Raw genomic sequence first — 18,404 nt, 5'->3', positions numbered from 1 at the left:
TGGCTTAAAACTTGGATAGATTGACTTACTCTTTATTCATGCACAGATGGGTCGGGTTCAATCAATGGCTGTCCTGAGCGTAAACCATTAAGCGCATCCGTATTAAAGTCAATCAACAGTGAATTGTTCTTAATATCAATTTTATAGCTTTTGATGAGTGCCTGATCTCCATTGAGGGTTTCTACCTTGTAACTATCGGCAATATTGAGAATACTTTCTAGATTGGTTGTGGTCGCCGCAAAATCCTCTCTAAATACTTCGTATATGTCTCTTAAATCAAAAATCGCGTTGTCAGCATCTGGATGTTTTCGAACATAATTTTCTATATGGCGCATCAGTAGTTGTGAAAAAAAGAAATAATCCGAGTCGTGGGTGTATTCTAGATGCATATTTTTCTCCTTGTTTGCTTCTTTTAGAATACTCATCTATTGCGTCGGCTGTGTATAAAGATAATTAAAGTATTTTGCTGAATTGCAACATATTATGTCGAAATGACCACCCAATTTCGGCCCTGTCTTTTTGCCTGATAAAATGCATCATCCGCTTGATTGAATAAATGCTTCATCGCTTGATGGTTCTTAGGCATGCAAATACACAGGCCAATGCTGAGCTGGATGAAAAATGCCGTTGTTGATCAATTGAAATAGCGGTTTGGCTCATGTGTTGGCGAATCTGTTCAGCACAGGCGTAGGCAGCCTCAAGGCTGGTGTCTGCCATAAAAATGGTGAACTCCTCGCCACCCAAACGTCCGAGCAGGTTATTCGGTCTAAGCTGTACCTGAATGGTTTGGGGTTTAAACGCTTTAAGTCGTTGCCTGAACGCTGCAAAGGCGGGTACGCTTAGCCAACAATCGCACCGATAAAGCTGGTGGGGCGTCATGTTTGTGGAGGACGCTTCAGTAACTCTAGCAAAACCGAGTTGGCAGGTTTAAATGAAGCCAGAAAAGTTAAGTGTGGTGTGGCACTATTATATAAATTTTGTTTAAATTTTCATCATAAATTTATCGCAATGCAATGATTTAGTTCATGCTGCAATATTTTTGCGCATAGGGTGCGAAAGGCGGATGTTTTTGGCGCACGAGTAAAGAAAAAAATGATTAACTTCTGGTGTTTGATTAGTTAATTCGATTTTTGAGGGTGAATTAACCATGTTATTGGATATATTTGTAAATTTAAGGACAAAATCATCCGAAAGACTAAAGCGCTTCAACTAGCATGAGAAATTAGAAATCAGGTACAATTGGCGGAATTAATTTTGTGTTTGGTGTATTTGAAGGCCAATACATACATTCTTTGTTAAAAATAGGCCTGCCAGGAGTTATCCCCGCATGAGTGCCATTACTCCATACGATTGGGCGATTATTGCCTTCGTGATCGGCGTTACATTTCTTTGCGTTTTTATGCTGACCGTTCCTTTACTCCTTGGGGGTAAAGCATGGGGACGTGCCAAGCAAGAACAGTTTGAATCAGGTGTAGTGAGTGCGGGTGGTGCCCGTATTCGCTTGTCAGCCAAATTCTATTTAGTTGCAATTTTCTTTGTCGTTTTTGATTTAGAAGCACTTTACCTCTACGCGTGGGCAACTTCTGTGCGTGAAGTAGGTTGGGTTGGCTTTGCAGCTGCTGCAATTTTTATTTTGATTTTATTGATTGGTTTGATTTACGAACTTTCAACTGGTGGACTGAATTGGGCACCTTCGGATCGTCGTAAAGCAGCAGGGATCAAAACAAAAATTGGTTCACCAAATATGAATATCGCTGACATTACTCGATTCAATAATATCGAAGAACTCGTTGTCGATCCTACTGGTCAAATTCCAGCACAGTCTTCTGGTCGTGTTAAATCTAAAACACCGACTACATCATCATTTGAACAGGAGTAAGTCGGGATGAAATATACTTTAACCCGTGCGAATCCGGATGCCGATCAATATCCATTACAAGATCGTCAAATCGTCACTGATCCACTTGAGGAAGAAGTGAATAAAAGTGTGATGATGACACGTCTTGAAGATGTGTTGCATACCGCAGTCAACTGGGGACGTAAAAACTCATTATGGCCATTTAACTTTGGTACATCATGCTGCTACGTTGAATATGCAACAACTTTGACAGGCGTACATGACTTATCACGTTTTGGTGCTGAGGTTATTCGTGCTTCACCACGTCAGGCTGACTTGATGATTGTTGCAGGGACTTGCTTCGTTAAAATGGCACCTGTTATTCAGCGTTTGTACGAACAAATGTTGGAACCAAAATGGGTGATCTCAATGGGTGCTTGTGCTAACTCAGGTGGTATGTACGACATCTATTCAGTGGTTCAAGGTGTAGACAAAATTATTCCTGTTGATGTGTACATCCCAGGTTGCCCACCACGTCCAGAAGCATTGATTCAAGCATTGATGTTACTTCAAGACCAAATTCAACTAGAGCGCCGTCCACTTTCAGCGGTTATTGGTGATGATCTTCAGCCTGTGTATAAGCCAAAGATGATGCCAGAACGTGACCGTAAAAATGCTGAACGTATTGCGGTGAAAAACTTACGCTCTATGGATGAAATTAAATAATTTTAACGATGAGTTTTTGACATATCCCTGATGGATATGGTCATCGGAAAGAATTGCCAGAATTTGTATTAAATAGGAAGCCAAGCCAATGGCTGAAACTGACATTGCTATGCCAGAATCGACTCAAGTCGATTCACGCCCAGCATTTGCAATCGTAGAAGACCTCAAAACCAAATTTGGTGAGAACTTTTACGTGCAGACGACTTGTGAAGAGTTTCCAACAGTCTGGGTTGAGCGCGCACGCGTGCAAGAAGTCCTTATGTTCCTCCGTAAAGTGGAACGTCCTTATGTGATGTTGTTTGACTTATCTGCGGTAGATGAGCGTTTGCGTGTTCACCGTGATGGGTTGCCACCATCTGACTTCACAGTGTTCTATCACTTATTATCGCTTGAGCGTAATAGTGATATTCGTATCAAAGTTGCGTTGAATGAAAATGATTTAAGCATTCCAACGGCAACCAATATTTGGCCAAATGCCAACTGGTACGAGCGTGAAGCTTACGATATGTTTGGAATTGATTTCGCCGGGCATCCAATGCTTCGTCGTATCTTATTGCCGACTTATTGGGAAGGTCATCCATTACGTAAAGAATATTCTGCCCGTGCGACAGAATATACGCCGTATATGCAAGATCAAGCCAAGCAAGATTTCGAGCAAGAGCATTTGCGTTTTGTACCAGAAGATTGGGGTCTAACACGCGGCAATGATGACGAAGACTTCATGTTCTTGAACTTGGGTCCTAACCATCCATCTGCGCATGGTGCATTCCGTGTGGTATTGCAGTTGGACGGTGAAGAAGTGAAAGACTGTGTACCTGATATTGGTTATCACCACCGTGGTGTGGAAAAGATGGCTGAACGTCAGACATGGCATTCATTTATTCCTTATACCGATCGTGTTGACTACTTAGGTGGTTGTGCGCAAAACATGCCTTATGTGATGGCGGTTGAGCAGCTTGCTGGTATTAAAGTACCTGAGCGTGCGCAAGTCATTCGTGTGATGTTAAACGAATTATTCCGTATCAATAACCACTTGTTATTTTGTGGTACAGCGATTCAGGATGCGGGTGGTATGACCCCTGTATTCTATATGTTCGCAGACCGTCAAAAAGTCTATGACATCGTTGAAGCGATCACGGGTTACCGTATGCATCCAGCATGGTTCCGTATCGGTGGTACGGCGCATGACCTTCCAAACAATTGGCAAAAACTTGTTAAAGAGTTGCTAGAGTGGATGCCAAAACGTTTGAACGAGTACTATACTGCGGCACTTAAAAACTCAGTATTTATCGGTCGTACCCGCAATGTTGCGCAATACGATGCTAAATCTGCGTTGGCGTGGGGTGTGACAGGTACGGGTTTACGTGCGACGGGTATTGACTTTGATGTTCGAAAATATCGTCCATACAGTGGTTATGAAAACTTCGACTTTGATATTCCAGTGGAATATGAAGGCGATGCATATGCACGTGTCTTGGTTCACTTCCGTGAAATTACTGAGTCGTTGAAAATTATTCAACAGTGCTTGGACAACATGCCATCTGGTCCTTATAAAGCGGATCATCCATTGGCTGTCCCACCACCAAAAGATAAGACATTACAAGATATTGAAACCTTGATTACGCACTTCTTGAGCGTATCTTGGGGTCCTGTCATGCCTGCAGGTGAGTCATCATTTATGACTGAAGTAGTGAAAGGTGCGAGTACTTATTACTTGACTTCAGACAAGTCAACCATGAGTTACCGTACTCGTATTCGTACACCGACTTTCACGCATTTACAGCAAATGCCTTCTGTGATTAATGGCAGTTTGGTTTCTGACTTGATCATTTATTTGGCGACCATTGACGTGGTTATGGCTGACGTGGATCGCTAGAGGTAAACGATTATGATGATTTTGACTGATAAAAAACCTCGTGTGAATGTTGAAGGGATTTTGACCGCTGAAGAAATCCATGACATTGAACATCATATTGATCACTATCCATATCCACGTGCGGCATCATTGGATGCATTAAAATGCGTACAACGTCGTAATGGCTGGGTAGATGACGCTCAAATGAATGCGATTGCGCAATTGTTGACAATCAGTGTGGCGGATTTAGAGGGTGTAGCAACGTTCTATAACCGTATTTATCGCCAACCTGTAGGTCGTCATGTGATTTTGTTATGTGACTCGATTGCATGCTTCTTGATGGGTGCAGAAACTTTAGCAGAAGCATTTCAGCGCGAGTTAGGCATCCAGTATGGACAAACCACTCCAGATGGTCGTTTCACCTTGCTCCCAATTTGCTGTTTAGGCAATTGTGATAAAGGCCCAACGTTAATGATTGATGAAGATACTCACGGTTTAGTGGATGTGTCATCAGTTAAACAGTTATTGGAGAAGTATGTATGAATACTGAACCAAAACCAATTTATGGCGACGGTAATCCAGAAACTCATCCACTCACTTGGCGTTTGAGTAAGCAAGATGCTGTACGCAATGCTGATGAATACGAAGCTTTAGAAGGTTATGCAGGCTTCAAAAAAGCGCTCAGCATGCCACCAAAAGATGTACTTGACGTGATTAAAGCTGCGACGGTTAAAGGTCGTGGTGGTGCAGGTTTCCCAGCTGGAATTAAATGGTCGTTGATGGCGCCAAATGATGGTGGTCCACGCTATTTAATTTGTAATGCTGATGAAATGGAACCAGGTACCTTTAAAGACCGTTTGTTGATGGAAAAACTTCCACATCAATTGATCGAAGGTATGTTGATCGCAGGTTATACCCTTGAAGCAACGCATGGTTATATCTTCATTCGTGGTGAATACATCGAAGCAGCTCAATACTTAAATGAAGCATTAGAGCAAGTTCGTGCCAAAGGTTACTTGGGTGAAAACATCCTCGGTACTGGTTGGAACTTTGAGATGTATGTTCACACGGGTGCAGGGCGTTATATCTGTGGTGAAGAAACTGCATTAATCAACTCGCTTGAAGGCCGTCGTGCCAATCCGCGTACCAAGCCACCATTTCCACAGGTGGCAGGGGCATGGGGTCGTCCAACGATTGTCAACAACGTTGAAACCTACAACAACCTACCTGCAATTATGCTGCGTGGTCCTGAATGGTACATCAACCTGTCAGCGCACAAGTCCAAAGACCCAGGCACCAAGATTTATGGTGCGTCAGGCAAGGTCAAGTTCCCAGGTCTTTGGGAATTGCCATTTGGTACAACTGCGCGTGAAGTGATTGAAGACCATGCAGGTGGTATGCGTGACGGTCTAACACTGAAAGCATGGTTACCGGGTGGCGCATCAACAGATTTCTTGGCGGCTGAACATATTGACTTGCCAATGGACGCTGAAAGCATCATGAAAGCAGGTTCACGTTTAGGAACCTGTTTGTTGATGGTGGTTGATGAAACCCAATGTATGGTCTCTGCAACGCGTAACTTAGAAGAGTTCTTTGCACGTGAATCATGTGGTTTCTGTACACCGTGCCGTGATGGTTTACCTTGGGCAGTCAAAGCGCTGAAAGCACTCGAAACAGGTACAGGTAAGAAAGAAGATATCGATCATTTACAAGAACTGACGCGTAAATTATGGATCGGTAAAACTTTCTGTGCTCACGCACCGGGTGCGATGGAGCCGCTTATGGGCGCATTAAAATATTTCCGCCATGAGTTTGAAGCAAAGGTTAAAACCCATGCTGCTGCTCTTGACGTAGAACAAGCTTAAGGAATTCGACTATGGCTACAATTCATGTCGATGGAAAATCGTATGAAGTCAATGGCTCTGAAAACTTGCTGCAAGCATGTCTCAGCCTTGGTATCGACATCCCGTATTTTTGTTGGCACCCATCCTTAGGTTCTGTTGGTTCTTGTCGTCAATGTGCTGTTACGCAATATAATAATGCGGAAGATACACGTGGGCGCTTAGTCATGTCTTGTATGACACCAGCTGCTGACAATACCTTTATTTCCATTGAAGACAAAGAAGCAACGGATTTTCGTGCATCAATCGTTGAATTCTTGATGACCAATCACCCACATGACTGTCCAGTCTGTGAAGAAGGTGGTCACTGTCATTTACAAGATATGACGGTAATGACGCAACACGATCGTCGTCGCTATCGCTTCACGAAGCGTACCCATCATAACCAAGAGTTGGGTTCGTTTATTGCACATGAAATGAACCGCTGTATCGCGTGCTATCGTTGTGTGCGTTACTATAAAGATTATGCGGGTGGTACAGACTTTGGTGTCTATGCCAATGCATCACGTGTTTATTTCGGTCGTCCAGAATCAGGAACTTTAGAGTCTGAATTTTCTGGTAACTTGACTGAAGTCTGTCCGACTGGTGTATTTACTGATAAGACGCATTCAGCACGTTATAACCGTAAGTGGGATATGCAATATGCACCAAGCATATGCCAAGGCTGTTCTTCAGGCTGTAACATCTCACCGGGTGAGCGTTATGGCGAAATCCGTCGTGTTGAAAACCGTTTCAATGGTTCAGTCAATCAATACTTCTTGTGTGATAAAGGTCGTTTCGGTACAGGTTATGTGAATCGTGCAGATCGTCCACGTCAACCACAGTTCCGTAATGGTGACACTGTTACAACCGTGAGTGTGGATCAAGCACTTGATCAAGTCATTGCTCAACTAAAAGGCAAAAAAGTATTAGGTATTGGTTCACCACGCGCAAGCTTGGAATCAAACTATGTGCTACGTCAATTGGTTGGACAAGACAACTATTCAACTGGATTGTCTCAAAAAGAGCAAAATCTGGTTGAATTGGCTGCTTCAATCATGCAAACACAGGGTATTTACAACCCGAATATGCGTGAAATTGAAAGTTACGATGCGGTGTTGATCTTGGGTGAAGACTTAACTCAAACTGCGCCACGTATGGCTTTATCGGTTCGCCAAGCAGCGAAAAATAAAGCCAAAGAAATGGCTGCTGCTACGCGTACACCAGACTGGTTAGCTGAACCTGTACAACGTATTGGTCAAGAAGCAAAATCTCCAATCTATATTCTTGCTGCAACGCAAACACGTTTAGCGGATGTAGCGACGGGTGAAGTAGTTGCATCGCCAAATGACATTGCTCGTTTAGGTTTCGCGATTGCTGCTGCGCTTAAAGGTGAAGCGCTGACTGGTTTGGCTGATGATGCAAAAGCATTTGCACAAACTATTGCAGATACCTTGAAAGCAGCGAAAAAGCCTTTGATCATTTCTGGTACGAGTTTACAAGATCCTGCGATTATCGAAGCAGCTGCACAGGTTGCACAAAACTTAGGTGAAAATGCTGGTTTATCATTGACTGTTCCTGAAGTGAACTCAATGGGCTTAGCATTATTCGGTGGTTTAAGTTTAGAACAAGCTTTTGCCCAGGATTATGATGCCGTAGTTGTGGTTGAAAATGACCTAACTCGTCGTTTGCCAGTCGCTCAAGTAAAAGCTGCGCTTGATAAAGCTCAAACTGTGATCGTATTGGATCACAGCGAAACTGAGACTGTGAAGCTTGCAGATATCGTTCTTTCAGCAGCAAGCTTTGCTGAGGGTGATGGCACTGTAGTGAGTCAAGAAGGTCGTGCGCAACGTTTCTATCAAGTGTATGACCCAAGCTACTACAAGCCTGAATATGCGATCAAGGAATCATGGCGTTGGTTACATGCTGTTGAGACAGGTCTTAAAGGTAAAGCAGTCGATTGGACATTGCTTGATGATGTAATTGATGACATCGTGAAGAATGTACCAGTACTTGAAGCGATTCAAGATGTTGCACCAGATGCAGGCTATCGTGTTCATGGTTTGAAAATTGCACGTGAGCCACGTCGTTACTCAGGTCGTACCGCAATGCGTGCGGGAATCTCTGTACACGAACCGAAGCAACCTGTTGATTTAGACTCAGCATTAACATTCTCTATGGAAGGTTATGTGGGTAATCAGACAGCATCGTCTTTAGTACCTTTCGCATGGGCTGCGGGTTGGAACTCGCCACAAGCGTGGAATAAGTACCAAGATGAAGTCGGTGGTCACTTAAAAGGTGGTGATTCGGGTGTGCGTTTATTCGATCGCTTAGCAAAACGTCCTGCACGTAGCTATGTTGCACCGACTGCCGTGGTTGTGAATCCTGAAAGCTTCCGTCTTGTGCCAATGCACCATATCTTTGGTTCTGGTGAATTCACCATTAAAACACCAGCAATGGAATCACGTATTCCTGAAGCGATGTTTGCCGTGGGTGAACATGATGCGACGCGCTTAAATGTTCAAAATGGTCAACGTATTACCGTGAAAGCAGGCGAAACGAGCATCAGCTTACCTGTACAGGTCATCGAATATTTACCAACAGGTTATATTGGTTATCCAATTGGTCTAGCGCCAACCGTTTCATTGGCAGAGCCTGTGTCTGTGGCAGTAGGAGTGTAATTCATGAATCAAGAAATTATACGTCAAACGCCACTTTGGGCTGAGAACTGGCCAATCGCTTATTCAGTGATTCAAGCAGTTGTGATCCTGTTGGTGGTGGTTTTGGTTGCTGCGTTAATGTCATTTATTGAGCGTCGTCTCTTGGCATTATGGCAAGACCGTTATGGTCCAAACCGTGTTGGTCCAGGTGGTATGTTCCAGATCGTTGCCGACATGCTCAAGATCATGTTCAAAGAAGACTGGACACCAAAGTTTGCCGACAAGCTGACTTTTCGTTTAGCACCAGCAGTTGCCATGGCAACTGCGGTACTTTCGTTTATGGTCATCCCAGTAAGTCCTACATTGGGCGTTGCGGATATGAGTATCGGTCTATTGTTCTTTATGGCAATGGCAGGTATCGCAGTTTATGCCGTGTTATTTGGTGGTTGGGCGTCTAACAACAAATACTCGTTACTCGGTGGTCTTCGTTCTGCTGCTCAAACTATTTCTTATGAAGTGTTCTTGGGTATCTCATTGATGGGTGTGGTTGCGATTGCAGGCTCATTCAATCTACGTGAAATCGTTGAAGCTCAACGTGATGTTTGGTTTGTTATTCCACAATTCATTGGTTTCATTATCTTTGTTATTGCTGGTGTTGCAGTGACGCATCGTCATCCATTTGACCAACCAGAAGCTGAGCAAGAATTGGCGGAAGGTTATCACGTTGAATATGGTGGGATGAAGTGGGGGATGTTCTTCGTTGCGGAATATGTGAACGTGGTTTTAATCTCTGCACTGATCGTAACGTTATTCTTCGGCGGATGGCTTGCACCATTTAACTTAGAAATTCCATTTGTTCCACCCGTTTTTTGGTTCGTGATTAAAACAGCATTCTTTGTAATGATGTTTGTATTGGCGCGTGGTTCTTTAATGCGTCCACGTTATGACCAAGTGATGAATTTTGGTTGGAAAGTTTGTTTGCCATTGGCGTTGGTCAACTTGTTAGTGACTGGTGCTGTGATTCTGATGAATCAGGCCTAGGACAGCAGGGAGTACAAAATGTATAAAATTCTAGCTGGATTTGGATCGATTGTCCGTTCGTTGTGGATGGTGTTTACCCATATCACTCGTAAACGTGACACGATTTTATATCCAGAAGTACCAGCGGAACAAATTGTTCCACCACGCTTTCGCGGTCGTATTGTGCTAACGCGTGACCCTGATGGTGAAGAGCGTTGTGTGGCATGTAACCTGTGTGCGGTTGCATGTCCTGTTGGCTGTATTTCATTACAAAAAGCGGAAAAAGAAGATGGACGTTGGTATCCAGAATTTTTCCGTATCAACTTTTCACGCTGCATTTTCTGCGGTATGTGTGAAGAAGCTTGTCCTACAACTGCAATTCAGATGACTCCAGATTTTGAACTTGCTGAATATGTACGCCAAGACTTGGTTTATGAAAAAGAAAACTTATTGATTTCTGGCCCAGGCAAATATCCTGACTATAACTTCTACCGTGTCACTGGTATGGCAGTAAATGGTAAGGAAAAAGGTCAAGCACAAAAAGAAAGTGCACCAGTTGATGTACGGAGCTTATTACCATGATGTGGCCATTTTATTTGATGGCACTTGTGGCCATCGTATCGACAATTCGTGTTGTGACAAATGCGAATCCCGTACATGCTCTTTTAAGTTTAATCGTTTCTTTACTTGCTGTTGCTGGTATTTTCATGATCGTAGGTGCGCCTTTTGCGGGTGCACTTGAGATTATTGTTTATGCTGGTGCAATCATGGTGTTGTTCGTCTTCGTGGTCATGATGTTGAACCTTGGACAAGATACCATTGAACAAGAACGTAAATGGTTAACCTCTGATGCATGGGCATATCCTGCATTAATGAGTTTCTTATTGGGCTTGGTTCTGGTTTGGATGTTGGGTGGAGAATACACCACGATTTCTGCACCATTAGGTACAGAAATTGTAGGTCCTAAAGCAGTCGGTCAAGCATTATTTACTCACTATCTATTATTGGTAGAAGTTGCCGCGATGTTATTGCTTGCAGCCTTAGTTGCTGCATATCACCTTGGCAAACGTGAACCAAGTGCAGAAGAGGATAAAGAATAATGGGACACATCCCTTTAGAACATGGTTTGATTGTTGCAACCATCCTTTTTGCACTCGGTTTTTACGGTGTAATGGTGCGACGCAACCTATTATTTATGCTAATGAGCCTTGAAGTCATGATGAATGCTGCTGCATTGGCATTTGTTTTGGCAGGTAGTGTTTGGGCTCAACCAGATGGACAAGTGATGTTCATTTTGATCCTAACGCTTGCCGCAGCAGAGGCGTGTATTGGTCTTGCGATCGTCTTTCAGTTTTATCATCGCTTCCATCACTTGGATGTGGATGCTGCTAGTGAGATGCGCGGATGAGTACATTATATTTAACCGTTTTATTCCCGCTCATTGGTTTTATCCTGTTAGCGGCAGGACGTAACAAACTCTCTGAAAATGTGGCTGCCATTATTGGTGTCGGTTCAGTGGGTTTATCTGCGTTATTTGCTTTAATCGCGGGTCTTGCGTTTACCAGCAGTGGCCAAACTGTTTTTGTTCAACACTTATGGACATGGTTCAGTGTTGGCGGTTTTGAGCCAGGCATCAGCTTGCACCTTGATGGTTTGTCATTATTGATGACAGGTATGATTACAGGTGTTGGTTTCCTGATCCACATCTTTGCATCATGGTATATGCGTGGTGAAGAAGATTACGCACGTTTCTTCTCTTATTTCAACCTGTTCGTTGCTAGCATGTTATTGTTGGTACTCGGCGATAACTTGGCGTTATTGTTCTTAGGTTGGGAAGGCGTAGGTCTGTGTTCATACCTCTTGATTGGTTTCTACTACTCAAACCCTGCAAATGGTTGGGCAGCAATCAAAGCATTCACCGTAACACGTGTGGGTGATGTTTTCTTACTCATCGCATTGTTCTTGCTCTATCAACAGTTTGGTACGTTGAATACACAGTACATTGTTGAACATGCAGCCACTGTGATGACGCAAAGCTCATCATTGTCGATTTGGACAGCATTGATGTTGTTCTTGGGTGCGGCAGGTAAATCAGCGCAAATTCCATTACAAACTTGGTTAGCTGATGCGATGGCGGGTCCTACACCAGTATCTGCATTGATCCACGCTGCAACAATGGTGACAGCGGGTGTGTACTTATGCTGCCGTATGTTCTCTGTGATGCAAATGGCACCAGAAGTAATGCAGTTCATCTCGATTACAGGTGCAGTAACCTTACTTGTAGCTGGTTTTGCCGCATTGGTTCAAACCGATATCAAACGTATCTTGGCTTACTCAACCATGAGTCAGCTCGGTTATATGTTTATGGCGGTGGGTGCTGAGGCGTATCAAGCTGGTTTATTCCATATGCTTGCTCACGCATTCTTCAAAGCGTTATTGTTCCTTTCTTCGGGTGCAGTAATTCTTGCATGTCATCACGAACAAAACATTTTCAAAATGGGTGGATTACGTAAAAAGATTCCATTTGTATTCTGGTGTTTCGTCATCGGTGGTGGTGCGTTAGCTGCACTTCCAATCGTAACAGTTGGCTTCTTCTCTAAAGATGCCATCTTAGGTGCAGTATATGCACAGTCTACGATCGCAAACCTTCCACTTTATAATACGTTGTATTGGGTGGGTGTAGCGGGTGCATTCTTAACGTCTATCTATACGTTCCGTTTAATCTGGGTGGTATTCTTTGGCGAAGAAAAAACCCATGCACATGCCATTCATGGCGTGACTTACTGGGCACCGCTTGCAATTCTTGCGACCTTATCAACAGGTGTTGGTTATTTCTTGCAAGCACCTGTTGCAAAATTATTGACTGCTGCAAGTATTCCAAGCTTTGTTGTTCCTGAAGCTTTAGAAGAAGCGGTTGCACATGCAGAACATTTAGCAAGTGGTGTTGCCCTTGTTGGTTTGGTTGTTGGTATTTTCTTATTTGCCTTTGCGTATGGTGCGGTTAAATCATTTGCTCAAACATCTTTGGGTTCTGGTTTAGCACATATTTGCCGTACCGCATTTGGTTTTGATGCTTTGTATGACATCGTTTTTGTAAAACCATATTTATTGATTGCGAAAATCTTAGGTCGTGATCCAATTGATGGTTTATGGTTAGTGCTACCTGCACTTGTGAAAGGTGGGAATAGCTTTACAAGTTCGCGTCAAACAGGTTCATTGCGTGAATACGCATCAAGTATGTCACTCGGTGTAGTGGTATTATTGATGATCTTGATCGTGATTCAGGTTGTGGGGAAATAAAATGGAAAATAATTTAATTTTACCCGCACTGATTTTAGTTCCTTTCATTGCTGGTTTTATTTGTTGGTTGGTTGATAAATTTGACCAACATTTGCCACGCTGGATTGCCTTGATTGGTATGCTCATTACCTTTGGTTTGGGTATTGCACTATGGCAAACTGGTACATATAGCTATGAGTTGGGCGGAAAGGTTCCAACCTGGGCAGCTGAATTCCATCTTCCATGGATTCAGACTTTAGGGATTAGTATTCACTTGGCTGTGGATGGCTTATCTTTACTCATGGTTTTACTGACTGCATTACTAGGTGTGATTGCTGTTGGTTGTTCATGGGGTGAAATTCAAAAGAATGTTGGTTTCTTCCACTTAAACCTCCTTTGGAGTTTAGGTGGGGTCATCGGTGTATTCCTTGCAATTGACTTATTCTTGTTCTTCTTCTTCTGGGAGATGATGCTTGTACCAGTCTATTTCTTGATTGCGTTATGGGGACATTCAGGTTCGAATGGTCGTTCACGTGTTTACGCTGCAACCAAGTTCTTCCTGTATACGCAAATTGCTGGCTTGATCATGTTGATCGGTATCTTAGGCTTGGTGGTCTATGGATACATGATGACAGGTATGATTGGTTTCGATTACAACTATTTATTGGCTGTTGCGAACCACTTGCCGCCTGAAGTTGCCTATGCATTCATGCTGTGTTTCTTCATTGGTTTTGCGGTGAAATTACCAGTATTCCCATTACACGGTTGGTTACCTGATGCGCATGCACAAGCACCAACAGCGGGTTCTGTGGACTTGGCGGGTATTTTGATTAAAACCGCAGCGTATGGTCTGCTTCGTTTTGTGATTCCATTCTTCCCAGCAGCATCAGCACAGTTTGCTGATATTGCAATCATTTTGGGTCTGATTGGTATTTTCTACGGTGCATTCTTAGCCTACCAACAAACAGACATGAAACGTCTGCTTGCGTATACGTCTATTTCACACATGGGTTTCATTTTACTTGCAATCTATGCAGGTAATATTCTGACTTTCCAAGGTCTGATGATCATGATGTTGGCACATGGCTTGTCATCTGCTGCATTGTTCATTATGTCTGGTCAGGTCTATGAACGTTTACATACCCGTGATTTACGTTTAATGGGTGGTCTTCGTGGCCAACTGCAATACTTGCCATTCTTCCTGATGTTCTTTGTTGCAGCGCTTGTCGGTGTACCAGGTCTAGGTAACTTTATTGGTGAATTCCTGATTCTTATGGGTTCATTTAAAGCTTTTCCAGCCTTTACCATCATTGCTGCAGTAAGTTTAGTATTTGCAGGTCTTTACGGTCTGATTCTGATTCACAAAGCACTTTTCGGCGAACCAAATGCTGAACAAAAGCAACACTATACGAGCCCACTGAAAGATTTGTCATTACGTGAAGTGAGCATTTTGATGATCTGTGTGATTGGTTTACTTTGGTTAGGACTTTACCCACAGACATTCTTGGATATGTCACATTCAAGTATGCAGTGGTTAGTCAATAGTTATATGCCAGTACAAGAAGTTGTCGAAACTGTTCAACAGACTGCGACTCAACTTGAACAAGTGGAGATGCGATAAACCATGAACTTCACACTTTCTTTTTCTGAGCTTATGCCACTTGCCCCAGCGATGATTGTGGCATTGACTGCAGTTGTTGTGATGTTATTGATTGCGATTAAACGTAATCATAATCTGATTGCAACAACGACAGTTGTGGGTCTAAACCTTTCTGTAATTCTAATTGCATATACCATGTTTAGCGGGCACTTTGTCCCTGCGAACGTGATGGGCATGTTTATGGTTGATTCATTTACCATGCTCTACCAATTCCTGATTTTGATTGCTGCTTTGGCTTGTAGCACACTTTCACATGCCTACATTGAAACGTATAAAGATAATCGTGAAGAACTTTATATCTTGTTACTTTGTTCTGTAGCAGGTGCAATGCTATTGGTTGCAAGTTCTCATTACGCTGCTTTCTTCATTAGCTTAGAGTTAATGTCAATTCCTGTGTATGGTATGTTGGCTTACACGCATCAACGTAGCCAATCTTTAGAAGCGGGAATTAAGTATCTTGTACTCTCAGCAACTGCATCTGCGATGTTGTTGATGGGTATGGCATATATCTATGCGTATACAGGTTCATTGTCATTCTATGATTCTGTTCAAACTTTGATGACTGCGATCAAGCAACCAATGGTGCTATTAGGTCTAGGTCTCATTATCTTTGCTGTTGCATTTAAGCTTTCACTTGCACCATTCCATAAATGGACGCCTGATGTGTATGCGGGTGCACCAGCACCTATGGCGACATTCCTGGCAACGGCTGCCAAAGTTGCAACGATTGGTTTATTTGTACGTTACTTATTAAGTTCTGGTGCAATCTTAGTTGAACCAATAGTGACTGTTTTGACAGTTATTGCTGTGTTATCAATTTTGGTCGGTAACTTACTTGCAGTACGTCAAGTTAACTTAAAACGCATCCTTGGTTATTCATCAATTGCACACTTTGGTTATTTGTTGATTGCTTTGATTAGTATGACGTATGCAAGTTTAGGCAGTGTAACGGTTTATGTGATTACTTATGTATTTACAACAATCGGTGCATTTGGTGCAGTTGCGTTAATGTCTAGTCCATATAACAACGTTGATGAAGCACAAAGTCTTGCAGACTACCGTGGTTTGTTCTGGCGTCGTCCGATCTTGACTGCAACATTGACCGTGATGATGTTGTCATTAGCAGGGATTCCATTAACTGCAGGTTTTATTGGTAAATTCCTTGTGATAATGGCTGCTGTAACAACTCAACATTGGTTCTTAGCTGCAATGGTCGTTGTAGGAAGTGGTATAGGCTTATACTACTACTTACGTGTCATGGTGGTGATGTATATGACACCGCCAGATGTTCCACGTATTGATGCTGATGCACATTGGGGAACCAAGGTCGGTGGTATCATGGTACTCGGTGCCGCATTACTTGTACTAATTCTGGGCATCTATCCAGACCCAATGATCAATTTGGCATTGAAATCAGAGATTCTTTCTCCATTACATTTCATGTTATCTCAGCAACAATAATGATTTGATTTGTACAAAAAAGCCTCCAAAAATTGGGGGCTTTTTTATTGAAGAGTAAAAAAACGCTTTATAATAGGCAAAGATTAATATTAGTTAGGTACTTACTCGTGTCTATTCAGGAAATTCGCCATCCGTTGATTCGCCATAAACTTGGTCTGCTCCGTCGTTCAGACATCAGCACAAAGAACTTCCGTGAATTGGCGCAAGAAGTCACGATGTTACTGACTTATGAAGCAACTAAGGACCTTCCTGTTGTCGATCATGAAATTGATGGTTGGGCAGGTAAAGTTTCGACTCAACGTATCGCAGGTAAGAAGATTACCATTGTACCGATTCTACGTGCTGGAATTGGTATGCTTGAAGGCGTACTGAGCTTGATTCCAAGTGCCAAAGTGAGTGTCTTGGGTTTAGAGCGTGATGAGGCGACTTTAGAAGTTCGTACTTACTATAAAAAATTAGTACCTGATGTTGCGAATCGCTTAGCGATGATTATTGATCCAATGCTGGCAACGGGTAATTCACTTATTGCGGCAATTGATGTGCTTAAAGCAAGTGGTTGTAAAGATATACGTGTTATGGTTTTGGTTGCTGCACCTGAAGGTGTTGCAAAAGTAGAAGCTGCGCACCCTGATGTGCGTATCTATACGGCATCGATTGACCAAGGTTTGAATGAGGATGGCTATATCGTTCCAGGTCTTGGTGATGCGGGTGATAAGATTTTTGGTAGTGTTCAAAAAGATTAATTTTTGAAAATATGCTTAAAACAGAGACTTAATCCAACCGTATGGTTTTCAGGGGAGGATTTAAAGTCTCTTTTTTTATATACTGAAATACATTACTTGCAAAATTAGGTGAATGTCATGAAAAAAGAATTTTATCAGGGAAAAGTTAAACAATATAATCCAGACAAAGGGTTTGGTTTTATTGCAACTGCTGAAGGCGAAATCTTTTTTCATATTTCAGATTTTCCTGCATCGGAAGGTGAGCCGAAACGAAATGAAAAAGTAAAATTTGTAGCCCTAGAAAATAATGGAAAATTTAAAGCAGTACAAATTGAACGAGTAGATCCGAATCCTGCAAAAACTAAAAAAAATAAAATATTGGCTCATAATGAATCGATTACATCAGAATTGTTATCAAACTTTCGGCGTTAGGAGAATGCATGATGAATCGCTCATCAGCAAATAAAAATACTTGCTTTGGCTTTATCGCTGTCCAACAGCGCAGCATTATTTTTTGTGATGATGTCAAATTTGATATATTACGTTGTGAATTTTTTAGGGTAATGTGATGCTAAAAACTGGAACAATTAAAAAATCTAATAAAGAGTGGGGTTTCCGTTATGCAAAGTGATATTGATATTGTAGTTACTCAAAGTAAGACTTTGGAAGCATTGCTAGAGCAAAAATTTGGTGCTACTGGGCGTGGGTTGCATGAAAAATTAAGTAGTATTGAATATCAGCTTGAAGCTGGGCTGGTGAAGAATATACGTTGGATAGCCACTATGCGTAATAAAGTGGTACATGAAAATTTCCAATTGACCAATCAAAATGACTTTTTAAGAAGTTGTCAGCGTGCTTTAGAGGGCTTACAAAACTCGCAGCATACAACGTCGGAACGTGTAAATTCCTCATCACGAAATTCATATAACACAACACCCAAACGTATCGTATCTCATTCAAGAAGAAAAACTAAACGAAAGAGTGAATCAGGTGGTTTTTTTGGGACAATCATTACAGTCATTATTTTTGGCATAATCGGCTATTTTGTGTATGGTTTTATTCAAGACTTTTTGCATCGTAATGAATTGACAAATCAACCTGTAATACAGGAAACCTTAAAAATAGCAAATACTCAAGCAGTAAGTAGCAATCCCAATCATTTTCAATGTGATGGGCGAACTCACTGTTCTCAAATGCGATCACTTGAAGAGGCACGTTGGTTTGTAAGAAATTGTCCAAATACACAAATGGATGGAAATAATGATGGTGAACCATGTGAAAATGATTCACGTTGGTAAAAAAAG

The 18,404-nt window shown here is 42.3% G+C and carries 17 protein-coding genes and 1 pseudogene; 16 read left to right on the top strand and 2 right to left on the bottom strand.

Annotated features, from left to right (window positions below):
• Window positions 1-32: 32 nt before the first annotated feature.
• Both F972_RS10685 and F972_RS16320 read right to left on the bottom strand, forming a co-directional pair.
• On the bottom strand, window positions 33-389 hold the full coding sequence (locus tag F972_RS10685; RefSeq protein WP_004682958.1) for a hypothetical protein: 357 nt from the start codon (window positions 387-389) through the stop codon (window positions 33-35).
• A gap of 92 nt (window positions 390-481) precedes the next feature.
• Window positions 482-789, bottom strand: a pseudogene (locus F972_RS16320) (GGDEF domain-containing protein); the annotation flags it as partial.
• A 538-nt stretch (window positions 790-1,327) separates the two neighbouring features.
• On the opposite strand from F972_RS16320, the gene ndhC reads away from it, so the two are divergent.
• From ndhC to F972_RS10600, 16 genes are all read left to right on the top strand, one after another.
• A complete protein-coding gene (gene ndhC / locus F972_RS10675) occupies window positions 1,328-1,879 on the top strand; it encodes an NADH-quinone oxidoreductase subunit A (RefSeq protein ID WP_004638048.1) in 552 nt (183 codons plus the stop codon).
• A 6-nt stretch (window positions 1,880-1,885) separates the two neighbouring features.
• Window positions 1,886-2,563, top strand: a complete 678-nt coding sequence (locus F972_RS10670; protein WP_004638049.1) for a NuoB/complex I 20 kDa subunit family protein — start codon at window positions 1,886-1,888, stop codon at window positions 2,561-2,563.
• 88 nt (window positions 2,564-2,651) lie between these two features.
• The gene (gene nuoC, locus F972_RS10665) at window positions 2,652-4,439 is read left to right on the top strand and encodes an NADH-quinone oxidoreductase subunit C/D (RefSeq protein WP_004769727.1); all 1,788 of its coding nucleotides are present in this window, start codon (window positions 2,652-2,654) and stop codon (window positions 4,437-4,439) included.
• Between the two features lie 12 nt (window positions 4,440-4,451).
• On the top strand, window positions 4,452-4,961 hold the full coding sequence (gene nuoE / locus F972_RS10660; RefSeq protein ID WP_004682954.1) for an NADH-quinone oxidoreductase subunit NuoE: 510 nt from the start codon (window positions 4,452-4,454) through the stop codon (window positions 4,959-4,961).
• Window positions 4,958-6,283 (top strand): NADH-quinone oxidoreductase subunit NuoF, encoded by a 1,326-nt coding sequence (nuoF, locus tag F972_RS10655; protein WP_004682953.1) that lies wholly within the window; start codon window positions 4,958-4,960, stop codon window positions 6,281-6,283. Before nuoE ends, nuoF begins: the two co-directional genes overlap by 4 nt.
• 11 nt (window positions 6,284-6,294) lie before the next feature.
• Window positions 6,295-8,979 carry an NADH-quinone oxidoreductase subunit NuoG gene (nuoG, locus tag F972_RS10650; RefSeq protein WP_004769723.1) on the top strand — a complete coding sequence of 895 codons (2,685 nt, stop codon included), beginning with the start codon at window positions 6,295-6,297 and terminating at the stop codon, window positions 8,977-8,979.
• Between the two features lie 3 nt (window positions 8,980-8,982).
• The gene (gene nuoH, locus F972_RS10645) at window positions 8,983-9,999 is read left to right on the top strand and encodes an NADH-quinone oxidoreductase subunit NuoH (protein ID WP_004663752.1); all 1,017 of its coding nucleotides are present in this window, start codon (window positions 8,983-8,985) and stop codon (window positions 9,997-9,999) included.
• An 18-nt stretch (window positions 10,000-10,017) separates the two neighbouring features.
• Entirely contained in the window at window positions 10,018-10,560 is a 543-nt protein-coding gene (nuoI, locus tag F972_RS10640; RefSeq protein ID WP_004769722.1) for an NADH-quinone oxidoreductase subunit NuoI, read from the top strand.
• Window positions 10,560-11,078: an NADH-quinone oxidoreductase subunit J gene (nuoJ, locus tag F972_RS10635; protein ID WP_171055684.1), complete on the top strand. Its 519-nt coding sequence runs from the start codon at window positions 10,560-10,562 to the stop codon at window positions 11,076-11,078. Before nuoI ends, nuoJ begins: the two co-directional genes overlap by 1 nt.
• Complete coding sequence (nuoK, locus tag F972_RS10630; RefSeq protein ID WP_004769720.1) at window positions 11,078-11,386, top strand: NADH-quinone oxidoreductase subunit NuoK; 309 nt, start codon at window positions 11,078-11,080, stop codon at window positions 11,384-11,386. Before nuoJ ends, nuoK begins: the two co-directional genes overlap by 1 nt.
• A complete protein-coding gene (nuoL, locus tag F972_RS10625; protein WP_004769718.1) occupies window positions 11,383-13,278 on the top strand; it encodes an NADH-quinone oxidoreductase subunit L in 1,896 nt (631 codons plus the stop codon). The genes nuoK and nuoL overlap by 4 nt, the downstream gene beginning before the upstream one ends.
• A gap of 1 nt (window position 13,279) precedes the next feature.
• The gene (nuoM, locus tag F972_RS10620) at window positions 13,280-14,878 is read left to right on the top strand and encodes an NADH-quinone oxidoreductase subunit M (RefSeq protein ID WP_004682949.1); all 1,599 of its coding nucleotides are present in this window, start codon (window positions 13,280-13,282) and stop codon (window positions 14,876-14,878) included.
• Window positions 14,879-14,881: 3 nt separating this feature from the next.
• Window positions 14,882-16,378, top strand: coding sequence for an NADH-quinone oxidoreductase subunit NuoN (gene nuoN, locus F972_RS10615; protein WP_004682948.1), 1,497 nt, complete (start codon window positions 14,882-14,884; stop codon window positions 16,376-16,378).
• Window positions 16,379-16,485: 107 nt separating this feature from the next.
• Complete coding sequence (gene upp / locus F972_RS10610) at window positions 16,486-17,121, top strand: uracil phosphoribosyltransferase (protein ID WP_004663741.1); 636 nt, start codon at window positions 16,486-16,488, stop codon at window positions 17,119-17,121.
• Window positions 17,122-17,238: 117 nt separating this feature from the next.
• A complete protein-coding gene (locus tag F972_RS10605; protein ID WP_004663739.1) occupies window positions 17,239-17,532 on the top strand; it encodes a cold shock domain-containing protein in 294 nt (97 codons plus the stop codon).
• Between the two features lie 188 nt (window positions 17,533-17,720).
• The gene (locus F972_RS10600; RefSeq protein WP_004682946.1) at window positions 17,721-18,398 is read left to right on the top strand and encodes an excalibur calcium-binding domain-containing protein; all 678 of its coding nucleotides are present in this window, start codon (window positions 17,721-17,723) and stop codon (window positions 18,396-18,398) included.
• Window positions 18,399-18,404 lie beyond the last annotated feature (6 nt).

It is taken from the genome of Acinetobacter sp. CIP 102529, assembly GCF_000368325.1.
Classification (GTDB): Bacteria; Pseudomonadota; Gammaproteobacteria; order Pseudomonadales; family Moraxellaceae; genus Acinetobacter; species Acinetobacter parvus.
This window is presented reverse-complemented; position numbering and strand designations above follow the sequence as displayed.

Excerpts from the sequence above, each read along its gene's own strand:
- F972_RS10600 (WP_004682946.1), top strand. The coding sequence starts at position 17,721 with ATGCAAAGTGATATTGATATTGTAGTTACTCAAAGTAAGACTTTGGAA.
- nuoL (WP_004769718.1), top strand. The coding sequence starts at position 11,383 with ATGAGTACATTATATTTAACCGTTTTATTCCCGCTCATTGGTTTTATC.
- ndhC (WP_004638048.1), top strand. The coding sequence starts at position 1,328 with ATGAGTGCCATTACTCCATACGATTGGGCGATTATTGCCTTCGTGATC.
- F972_RS10605 (WP_004663739.1), top strand. The coding sequence starts at position 17,239 with ATGAAAAAAGAATTTTATCAGGGAAAAGTTAAACAATATAATCCAGAC.
- nuoH (WP_004663752.1), top strand. The coding sequence starts at position 8,983 with ATGAATCAAGAAATTATACGTCAAACGCCACTTTGGGCTGAGAACTGG.
- nuoK (WP_004769720.1), top strand. The coding sequence starts at position 11,078 with ATGGGACACATCCCTTTAGAACATGGTTTGATTGTTGCAACCATCCTT.
- nuoJ (WP_171055684.1), top strand. The coding sequence starts at position 10,560 with ATGTGGCCATTTTATTTGATGGCACTTGTGGCCATCGTATCGACAATT.
- nuoM (WP_004682949.1), top strand. The coding sequence starts at position 13,280 with ATGGAAAATAATTTAATTTTACCCGCACTGATTTTAGTTCCTTTCATT.
- nuoN (WP_004682948.1), top strand. The coding sequence starts at position 14,882 with ATGAACTTCACACTTTCTTTTTCTGAGCTTATGCCACTTGCCCCAGCG.
- nuoG (WP_004769723.1), top strand. The coding sequence starts at position 6,295 with ATGGCTACAATTCATGTCGATGGAAAATCGTATGAAGTCAATGGCTCT.
- F972_RS10670 (WP_004638049.1), top strand. The coding sequence starts at position 1,886 with ATGAAATATACTTTAACCCGTGCGAATCCGGATGCCGATCAATATCCA.
- nuoI (WP_004769722.1), top strand. The coding sequence starts at position 10,018 with ATGTATAAAATTCTAGCTGGATTTGGATCGATTGTCCGTTCGTTGTGG.
- nuoE (WP_004682954.1), top strand. The coding sequence starts at position 4,452 with ATGATGATTTTGACTGATAAAAAACCTCGTGTGAATGTTGAAGGGATT.
- F972_RS10685 (WP_004682958.1), bottom strand. The coding sequence starts at position 389 with ATGCATCTAGAATACACCCACGACTCGGATTATTTCTTTTTTTCACAA.
- nuoC (WP_004769727.1), top strand. The coding sequence starts at position 2,652 with ATGGCTGAAACTGACATTGCTATGCCAGAATCGACTCAAGTCGATTCA.
- nuoF (WP_004682953.1), top strand. The coding sequence starts at position 4,958 with ATGAATACTGAACCAAAACCAATTTATGGCGACGGTAATCCAGAAACT.